Source organism: Streptomyces sp. B1866, from assembly GCF_031932565.1.
Lineage (GTDB): Bacteria > Actinomycetota > Actinomycetes > Streptomycetales > Streptomycetaceae > Streptomyces.
Window position 1 is genome coordinate 1 of the sequence record NZ_JAVSCF010000258.1, and the last position, 8,927, is coordinate 8,927.

Consider the following 8,927-nt stretch of genomic DNA (forward strand, 5'->3'; position numbering starts at 1 on the left):
CCGGGCCGCGGCCCGCGGCGGCGGAGCCTGCCCCGGCGCGGCCCCGGCCGCCGGCCGCTGCCGCGCGTGGTGCCCGCGGTGCGGCTTCCCGTGCTTCGCGGACGACTTCCGGTGCTTCTCGCGCTTCCTGTGCTTCTCGTGGGCGGGCTTGCCCACCACCCCCAGCGTCTCCCGGGCCGTGGCCTGCGAGGGCAGCGGGTACGGTGAGGGCCCGTCGGCCGGTGCCCGGTGCCCGGCCGCCGTGTCCCGTACCGGCACGAAGCCGGGGGACGGCGACTGGGACACGCATCCGACGGCGGACAGCAGCGCGGCCACGGCGGCCAGCAGAGCGGGACGGTGCACCCCGCCGACTCTGCCGCACCCGGCCACCCCGCCGGCCCCCTCCGCGCCGCGCACGGCCCCGTTCCAGGCGCCCGACCGCGCGGAATGGACAGGAATCCGCGGGGTGAAGCGCGGCACGCGCGGGTGACGTCGAGACTCTGGCGGGTACACCGGCCGTCAGCTACTCTCCGTCTTGCTCGATGACTGCGCGTTTCCCGTCGGGCGCGTATTCCCACGGGATCGCCGGGCAGAGGTGGGCCAGGGCACGACCCGGACGGCTACCGGACAGGAGGCGGACCCGTACGCCAGACGCCGCCCGCGCGTCCCGGCCCCCGCCGCCGGGACGGACCAGGGTGCGGCCGGGCCCGGAGCGTCGCGCGGAGGTACGAGACGACGCCGATGCGTAGATACGACGTCAGCGCGTGGATACGCTGTCAGATGAGACCCCTTTGTCCCGGTAAAGGAATTTCCTTCCCCCATGATGGGTTCTGACCTGCTGGAAGGCTGTCGCATACCCCACCCCACCAGGCGGGACCGATCGGAAGGCGGGGACGGCCGTGAGCGCCAGGCGTGACCGCAGGCCGGCCGAGCCGCCGGCCCGGCCCCAGCCTGCCCGGCCCTGGCCGCGCTCCCCGCAGCGCCCCGAGCCCCCGCAGCGCCCCGAGCCGCCGCAGCCCCCGAGGCCGCCGGAGCGCCCCGAGCCGCCGGTACCCACCCGGCGACCCCAGGCACCCCAGACATCGGGCCAGACCCACCCGCCTCGGCACCCCGACCCGCTGCCCCGTCCCCCCGAGCCGCTGCGAGCCGACCGCCTGCGCCTCCTCGCGGCCCTCGACGACGACTCCACCGACAGCGACGTCCTCTCCGCCGCCGTCCAGCACGCCTCCCTCGACCTCGGCGGCCTCGGCGGCATGGCCTACCTGCGCGCCCGCGGCACCGCCTGGGACCTCCAGCTCCTGGTGAGCACCGGCCTGCCGCAGGCCTTCGTCCGGCTCTGGTACAACGTCTTCGAGGACGACGAGGTGGCCCCCGCCCTGGCCGTCCGCGGCGACGCGCCCGCCCACCTCGCCACCCCGGGCGTGCCCCGGCAGATGCGCGGCCGCGAACCGGTCGTCCTGACCACCGCCGCCGTCCTGGCCAGCGCGGGCATGGCGGCCGTGCCGCTGCCCGGCCCGCAGGGGCCGGTCGGCGCGCTGTGCGTGGTGATCCCGCCGGGCGCCGCGCCGGACCCCGCGCAGTGGGCGTTCCTGACCGAGGTGGCCCGGTGGGCCGCCGGACGGCTGCGGCTCGCGCCGCCCAGCCCCGAGGGCCTGGCCCCCACCCTGCTGCAACGGCCGGAGCCCGGCCAGGCGGCGCAGGCGGTGCTGGCCGGGACCTGGGTGTGGGACCTGCGCACCGGCCACCTCGCCGTCAGCGAGGGCGCGTACGACGCGATCGGCGTCGACCGCAAACACCTCGACGGCCGCATCGAGACCTGGACCAACCTCATCCACCCCGACGACCTGCCCTGGGTCGCCGAGGCGGGCGACCGGGCGATCCGCACCCGCGGCGTCCAGGACTGCGAGTACCGGGTGCGGCGCGCGGACGGCACGTACGGCTGGGTGCGCACCCGCGGCGAGGTCGTCACCGACGAGGACGGCCAGCCGGTCCGCATGGACGGCACCACCTGGAACACCGCGCAGACCCACCCCGCGCTGGAGTCCGTGGGCCGGGCCCTGCTGCACATGAGCGACGCGTTCCTGTCCATGGGCGGCGACTGGCGCATCGGCTTCGTCAACGCGGCCGCCGAGCGCCTGCTCGGCTCCTCCCAGGACCTCGTCGGCCGGCCGCTGTGGGAGGTGCCCGCCGTACGGGACGTACCCGGCCTGGAGGAGCGGTGCCGGCAGGCCGTGGCCCAGGGCGGGCCGGTGAGCTTCGACCTGCCCTGGCCGGACGGCGACGAGTGGTACCACCTGCGGCTGGTGCCCGTACCCGACGGGCTGACCGTGTACGTCACGGACATCACCGAGAAGCGCCGCCGCGAGGCCGAGCGGCAGGCCGCCGAGCGGGCCGCCGCCGACCGCGCCGCCCTCGTCGGCAAGCTCACCCACGCCCTCGCCGAGGCGGTGACCGCCCAGGACGTGGTCACCGCCGTGGCCGACAGCGTCCTGCCGCCCTTCGGCGCCACCGGCCTGCTCGTCGCCGCCCTGGAGAAGGACCGCCCGCACATCGTCGGCTCGGTCGGCCACTCCCGCGCCTTCCTCGACCGGCTGCTGGCCACGCCGGTGGTCACCGCGGCCACCCAGGAAGTGCTGCGCACGCGCGTGCCGCTGTTCACCGAGTCGGCCGAGGAGTACACCGCCCACCACCCGAAGCTGGCCCGCCTGGTGGCCGCCGGAGAGAAGCAGGCGTGGGTGATCCTGCCGCTCATCGCCTCCGGCCGGCCCATCGGCAGCTGCGCGGTCTCCTTCGACCACCCGCGCCGCTTCACCGAGGACGAGCGGACCCTGCTCACCGCCCTCAGCGGCCTGGTCGCCCAGGCCCTGGAGCGGGCCGGGCTGTACGACGCGGCCACCACCCGCGCCCAGGCCCTCCAGCGCGCCCTGCTGCCCCGCGCCCTGCCGTCCCTGCCCGCCGTCACCACGGCCGCCCGCTACCTACCCGCCGCGCGCGGCGCCGACGTGGGCGGCGACTGGTACGACGTGATACCGCTGTCCGCGGACCGGGTGGCCCTCGTCATCGGGGACGTCATGGGCCACGGTATGCCCGAGGCCGCCACCATGGGCCGCCTGCGTACGGCCGTACGCACCCTCTCCGACCTCGAACTGCCGCCCGACGACGTGCTGGCCCACCTCAACGACATCGTCAGCGACCTCGGCGAGGACTCCTTCACCACCTGCCTGTACGGGGTGTACGACCCCACCACCCAGGTCCTCACCTACGCCAACGCCGGCCACCTGCCGCCGGCCGTCGCCCACCCCGACGCCACCGTCACCTTCCCCACCCTGGTCCCCGACCCGCCGCTCGGCGTGGCCGCCCCGCCCTTCGAGACCCGCAACGTCCACCTGCCCGACGGCAGCCTCCTCGTGCTCTACACCGACGGCCTGGTGGAGTCCCCGGACCGCGACATCGACGAGGGCCTGACCCTCCTCGCCCAGAGCCTCACCGCCGCCCTGCGCCCGAACGGCGACGGGGGCCCGACCGGCGGGCAGGCGGCCCCGGACGCCCTGTGCGACACCCTCACCGCGGACCTGCTGCCCACGCAGGGCACCGCGAGCGACGACACCGCCCTCCTCGTCGCCCGCGCCCACGCCCTGGGCCCGGACTCCGTCGCCGCCTGGCCGCTCCCCGAGGACCCCAGGGCCGCCGGCCAGGCCCGCGCCCGCGTCCGCGAGCAGCTGGCGGCCTGGGGCCTGGACGACGAGGTGATGATGACCACCGAACTCCTCGTCAGCGAGCTGGTCGGCAACGTCGTCCGGCACGCCAAGGGCCCGGTCCGGCTGCGCCTGCTGCGCAGCCGCACCCTCATATGCGAGGTCTCCGACGGCAGCCTGACGACCCCGCACATCCGGCACGCGTCGGCGATGGACGAGAGCGGCCGCGGCCTCCAGCTCGTCGCGGCCCTGGCCCACCGCTGGGGCACCCGCTACACCCCGGGGGGCAAGTCCATCTGGACGGAGCAGACCCTGCCCGCGCGCCCGAACTGACCGCACCGACCGGGCCGGGCGGCGGCCGGGCACCCCGACGAGCGCCGCTCAGCCCGAACCGGCCCCCGAACCGAGGGGCGGCGCCCCGGAGCCGACCCGAAGAGACAAAGCCGGAAACCGGAAACCGATCCTCACCGGTAATTCACAAACTGCACGGCGAAGTCCAGATCCTTGCCCTTGATGAGGGAGATCACCGACTGAAGGTCGTCACGGCTCTTGCTGCTCACTCGCAACTCGTCCGCCTGGATCTGCGCCTTCACCCCCTTGGGCCCTTCGTCGCGGATGATTTTGGCGAGTTTCTTGGCGTTCTCCTGGGAGATGCCCTGCTGAATCGAGGCCACGATCTTGTATTCCTTGCCGGACAGCTGCGGCTCCCCGGCCTCCAGCGCCTTGAGCGAGATCCCCCGCTTGACCAGCTTGCTCTGGAAGACGTCGAGGACCGCGTTGACCCGGGCCTCGGCATTGGCCCGCATCTCGATCTTCTCACCGCTCCAGGCGATCGAAGCGCCGACATTCTTGAAGTCGTACCGCGTCGCCAGCTCGCGGGCGGTCTGGTCGAGGGCGTTGTCGACCTCCTGCCGTTCGACCTTCGAGACGATGTCGAAGCTTGAGTCGGCCATGTTTCTGCGCTCTCCTTGGTCGAATATCACGTACGGCTGCCGACCGGGCAGCACCCGCCGCCGTCGGTGCGCGTCCAGCCTAACGTCGATCTTCCCTGACGCTCCGTTTGGTCGCCCCGGCGGCCCGCTTCGGCACGCGGTGTGGGGCCGGTACGGAAGACCGGGCCGTCCGGCTGTCGGGGTGGCCCGGCCCGCGCCGCACGGTGGTACGGGCGGGCCGGGCCGTGGGGCGGGCGGGCTGGCCTTGGCCATGCCCGGCGCGGGGGATCGCCGGAAAGGGGCCAGCCGTGCCCGCCCCGGTCTCAGGAGGCCGAAGGCGGCAGGAGGGGTACGCCTCTGACGTGCTGACAGCGTTGTCCGGCGCGGGCTTCGGAGAGTTTGACGCGTCGTGCGGCGCCGCAGGTGGTGCACCGGCAGGACCAGGCGACCGAGGCGCGGCCGGGGTAGGTCTCGATGGGCTCGTACCCGGCCTCCAGCATCTCCGCCGTGGCTTGGGCGGGGGTGACGGGCGGGTGGCGCCGTCGGTCCCGGCCCGGCCGCCCCGCGCCCGGCGGGGGAGCCGGTACGGGCTCGGGCTGGCCGGTCGGGTCGTGGCCGGTCGTCTGCGTGGGCCCGCCGACGAGCAGGCCGAGGCTGACGGCGGTCTTGCGGTGGCAGCGGCAGGCGCACCGGCCCCCGTGGCACAGGGCATGCGCCTCGACCACCCCGCCGGGCCGCACCGCCGCCACGCACTGCACCGACAGCCACGGTCCGCCCGTGGCCCCGGCCGGGCGCGGGCCCGAGGTCGCGGTCACCCGCACGCCCCCTTCCCGCACCGCAACCCGCCGCCGCTGCCCGGCGTGGCGAGCAGCGCGCCCCGGGCCTCGGCGACCTCGACCAGGGCAGCCAGGCACTCCACCAGCCGGGCCAGGACGTACCGCATCTGGTAGGTCTCGGCGTTGCCGGTGATGATCAGGTCTTCGGTGTGCCCGAGGANGCCGCTGCCCGGCGTGGCGAGCAGCGCGCCCCGGGCCTCGGCGACCTCGACCAGGGCAGCCAGGCACTCCACCAGCCGGGCCAGGACGTACCGCATCTGGTAGGTCTCGGCGTTGCCGGTGATGATCAGGTCTTCGGTGTGCCCGAGGAGTACGCGGGCCATCTCCACCCGCGCGGCCTCACCGGGGTCGAGCCGTTCCAGTCGCTTGCCGCGCATCTCGGCGACCCGCACCACGTGGACCAGCGCCCACACCAGCCGCACCGCCCCGGCCCGCAGCCGTCCGCCGTCGACGCGGACGCCCGAGGCGAGCCAGAGCCGCGCCGCGCCGAGCACGTTGCGCGCGGCCAGCACCTGCGCGTCCTCCCACGCATCGGCCAACACCCCCACGGGCCCGGGGCCGTGGCCGTCCGGGGACGGGACGGTGTAGCAGGGCGTGCCGTTCACGGTGGACCACGGCAGCCGCACCAGCCCGCTCACCGATCCCCCTCCGGGCCGTTGGCCTTGGCCTGGCACCGGGGGCACTCGCACCGAGGCCACTCACACGACGCCGGAGCAAACGACCTGCCCGGCTCCCCCCGGACCGAGCAGGAGCTGATCTCGGCCTGCTCCCCGGTCACCGGGTCCAGCCGGTACACCCGGATCGTCATCACCGCCACGCCCAGCCACCCCCCACTGGCGCGCCCGCCCGCGCGAGGTCCACGCCGTGAATCCGGCGCGGCCCGACATCGATCCCGTACGCGGCCAGCGAGGCCGCCCACCGCCGACGCCGCTGCACCCGCCGTTCCCTCCGGGTGGCCCGCCGCCGCGCGGCCAGCTCCCGCTCCCGCTCGGCCAACTCCCGCTCGTACGCGATCAGGAACGGCCGCACCAGCGGGGTGTCCACCGGCCAGAACACCTCATCCGCCGGGTCCGGAACGGGCTCGGCGGGCACCCGGGGCAGCCGCAGCGTCGGCGCATCCACCGCCGCCCGAGCCGGGCCGGACTCCGGCACCGCCGCACCCGGCCGGGGGACGGCCGGGGGCGGAGGCGAGCCCGCCCGGTGTCGGCCACGCGTTCGATGGCCGAAAACGCGCTTCACGTACGTCGCTAAGCGCTCTGTAAGGTCGATCAATGTCGTCAGCTCCCCAAAGCTGGTGGCCACGCCCCCGGACGCACCGAGCAGGAAAACGCGTCGCGGGGGTCTTCCATCTGGCAAGAGGATGACGTGACGTGACGGACATGGCGCTGTCCGTGCTGGGATGTTCGGGCTGTTGGCGCGCTAGGCTCAAAGAACGCCCAAACGTCTGAGGGGGGTCTCTTGAACAGCGCGCTGCGATCAGCTATGGAGTCTGCTGACTTGTCACCCAGGCAGTTGGCAACCCGCGTGGGAGTGACCGGCAAGACCGTGGAACGGTGGATCGCGGACGAGGACCTGATCCCGCATGCCAGGAACCGAGAGGACGCCTCCAGGGCGTTGGGAGTTGAAGAGCAGATGCTGTGGCCCAAGGCAGTCAAGGACCGGCTGAAGAGCGGAGGCGACCGGGAGATCGTCCACAGCTACGCGTACCGGTCGGCCTGTCCCTCCACGGTGTGGGCCGAACTCATCGAAGGCGCCGCCGAGGAGCTGTTCTTCGGCGGCTTCACCTCCTACTTCCTGTGGACCCAGATTCCCGCCTTCGCGGACACCCTGCGCCGCAAAGCGCANACCCAGATTCCCGCCTTCGCGGACACCCTGCGCCGCAAAGCGCACAGCGGGTGCCGGGTCCGCTTCCTGCTCGGCGACCCGGACGGCCCGGTGACACGCCAGCGCGAGGAGATCGAGGACGTGGCCCTGACGGTCTCCACGCGCATCAGGACGACCCTGGAAGCGCTGGACCGGATAGGGCGCACAGACGCCGGGATCGAGGCACGGTACTCCTCCCCGCTCGACGCCACGAACCACGTCTCGCTGTCCGTCTTCCGGTTCGATGACGAAGCCCTCGTCACGCCCCACCTGGCATCACTGGTCGGCCACGACTCGCCGCTGCTGCACCTGCGACGGCACGGCGACCGGGGTGTGTTCTCCCGCTTCGCCGCGCACTGCGAGGAGCTGTGGAGCCGGGCCACCCCCGTATGGGAGCAGGACGCCCGTGGGTAGGCGGGACTACGAGGACGACCCGAACGCCCCTGCCGCCAACAGCCTGGTCCCGGCCGCCTCCGCCGTCGTCGTCGACGACGCCGGGCGCATCCTGCTCCAGCGCCGCCGCGACAACGGCATGTGGGCGCTGCCCGGGGGCGCCATGCATATCGGGGAGTCCCTGCCGGACTGCGCGGTCCGGGAGACCCGCGAGGAGACCGGGATCGATATCGAGATCACCGGCATCGTCGGCACCTACTCCAACCCCCGCCACGTCTTCGCCTACGACGACGGCGAAGTACGCCAGGAGTTCTCCATCTGCTTCCTCGCCCGCCCCGTGGCCGGGCAACTCGCGGTGTCCGAGGAGTCCACCGACGTCCGCTGGTTCGAGCCGGAAGAAGTCGACACGCTCCCCATGGTCCCCGGCGTCCGCAAGCGCGTGAACGACTGGCGCGACGGCACCATGCCCGCTACCCGGTAGACCTCTGGCGCTGTCACGCGACCGCGACGAACTCTGCCAGTCGCCGGAGTCCTGGCGGTCGCCTCGGGCCTGCCCGCAGGTCGGTCACGACGGCCACGGCGAGGGTGTGGTGGCGCATCCACGCGGGCGCCGTCCGGCGCAGCGTCGTGAGGGACTTGACGGCGTTCTCCACGTCGCCGGTGTCCGTGTACGCGCGGGCCACGTCGAGCAGCAGCCACGTGCGCCAGGACAGCGGCGTGTCCGCTGACAGCCGTGTGCCGCGCGCCAGGTTCAGGGCCTCCTGCGGCCGGGCGTGCTGGACGGCCAGACGGACGCGCTCGATGCGGACGGACGACCGGCTGAAGACGCTCAGCATCTTGCCGTTGGCGGGTTTCGGTATGGCCGCCAGGCGTGCCGCCGCGCTCTCCGCCGTCGCCATCATGTCGTTGGCCTGGTCGTAGTCCCCGCTCCTGGCGTAGCTGGTGGCGGCCGACATCAGCAGGCCGCCCCACACCCGCAGGCTCCCGGCCGTCCTGGCCTTCTCGCGCTCCATGCCGTCAGCCACGTGGACGGCGAGCCCCTTGGCGTCGTCCAGCCGGTTCTGGCGTTGGTAGGCCCAGGCGATGGAGTTGTAGACCATGGGGGCCATGAGGGGGTCGGAGGACTGTTCGGCCGCCGCCACGGCCCGCTCCAGGCTCGACAGTGCCAGGTCGGTCTTGCCCAGCCGGATGGCCAGGTGGCCGCCGAGCTGCAACGCCTTGCCCAGCGC

8 protein-coding genes are annotated in these 8,927 nt (G+C 73.9%); 3 read left to right on the forward strand and 5 right to left on the reverse strand.

Annotated elements, in window-relative coordinates:
* Positions 1 to 342: hypothetical protein (locus RKE29_RS24815; protein ID WP_312007851.1), on the reverse strand; the 342-nt coding region annotated here is incomplete at its 3' end.
* Positions 343 to 878: 536 nt separating this feature from the next.
* Between RKE29_RS24815 and RKE29_RS24820 the strand changes: the two genes are divergently transcribed.
* Entirely contained in the window at positions 879 to 4,007 is a 3,129-nt protein-coding gene (locus tag RKE29_RS24820) for a SpoIIE family protein phosphatase (protein ID WP_312007852.1), read from the forward strand.
* Positions 4,008 to 4,138: 131 nt separating this feature from the next.
* Here RKE29_RS24820 and RKE29_RS24825 read toward each other — a convergent pair whose 3' ends face one another.
* The 3 genes from RKE29_RS24825 to RKE29_RS24835 form a co-directional block, all read right to left on the reverse strand.
* On the reverse strand, positions 4,139 to 4,627 hold the full coding sequence (locus tag RKE29_RS24825) for a YajQ family cyclic di-GMP-binding protein (RefSeq protein ID WP_312007853.1): 489 nt from the start codon (positions 4,625 to 4,627) through the stop codon (positions 4,139 to 4,141).
* A 302-nt stretch (positions 4,628 to 4,929) separates the two neighbouring features.
* Positions 4,930 to 5,421 carry a hypothetical protein gene (locus tag RKE29_RS24830; protein ID WP_312007854.1) on the reverse strand — a complete coding sequence of 164 codons (492 nt, stop codon included), beginning with the start codon at positions 5,419 to 5,421 and terminating at the stop codon, positions 4,930 to 4,932.
* A gap of 828 nt (positions 5,422 to 6,249) precedes the next feature.
* Positions 6,250 to 6,564 carry a hypothetical protein gene (locus RKE29_RS24835; protein WP_312007855.1) on the reverse strand — a complete coding sequence of 105 codons (315 nt, stop codon included), beginning with the start codon at positions 6,562 to 6,564 and terminating at the stop codon, positions 6,250 to 6,252.
* A gap of 408 nt (positions 6,565 to 6,972) precedes the next feature.
* On the opposite strand from RKE29_RS24835, the gene RKE29_RS24840 reads away from it, so the two are divergent.
* Both RKE29_RS24840 and RKE29_RS24845 read left to right on the forward strand, forming a co-directional pair.
* The gene (locus RKE29_RS24840) at positions 6,973 to 7,719 is read left to right on the forward strand and encodes an XRE family transcriptional regulator (protein WP_312007856.1); all 747 of its coding nucleotides are present in this window, start codon (positions 6,973 to 6,975) and stop codon (positions 7,717 to 7,719) included.
* On the forward strand, positions 7,712 to 8,179 hold the full coding sequence (locus tag RKE29_RS24845; RefSeq protein ID WP_312007857.1) for an NUDIX domain-containing protein: 468 nt from the start codon (positions 7,712 to 7,714) through the stop codon (positions 8,177 to 8,179). Before RKE29_RS24840 ends, RKE29_RS24845 begins: the two co-directional genes overlap by 8 nt.
* 13 nt (positions 8,180 to 8,192) lie before the next feature.
* Here RKE29_RS24845 and RKE29_RS24850 read toward each other — a convergent pair.
* A partial coding sequence (locus RKE29_RS24850; protein ID WP_369016054.1) for a tetratricopeptide repeat protein occupies positions 8,193 to 8,927 on the reverse strand: 735 nt, incomplete at its 5' end.

Bases quoted from the DNA above. Each gene is read 5' to 3' on its own strand.
- RKE29_RS24825 (WP_312007853.1), bottom strand. From the start codon at position 4,627: ATGGCCGACTCAAGCTTCGACATCGTCTCGAAGGTCGAACGGCAGGAG.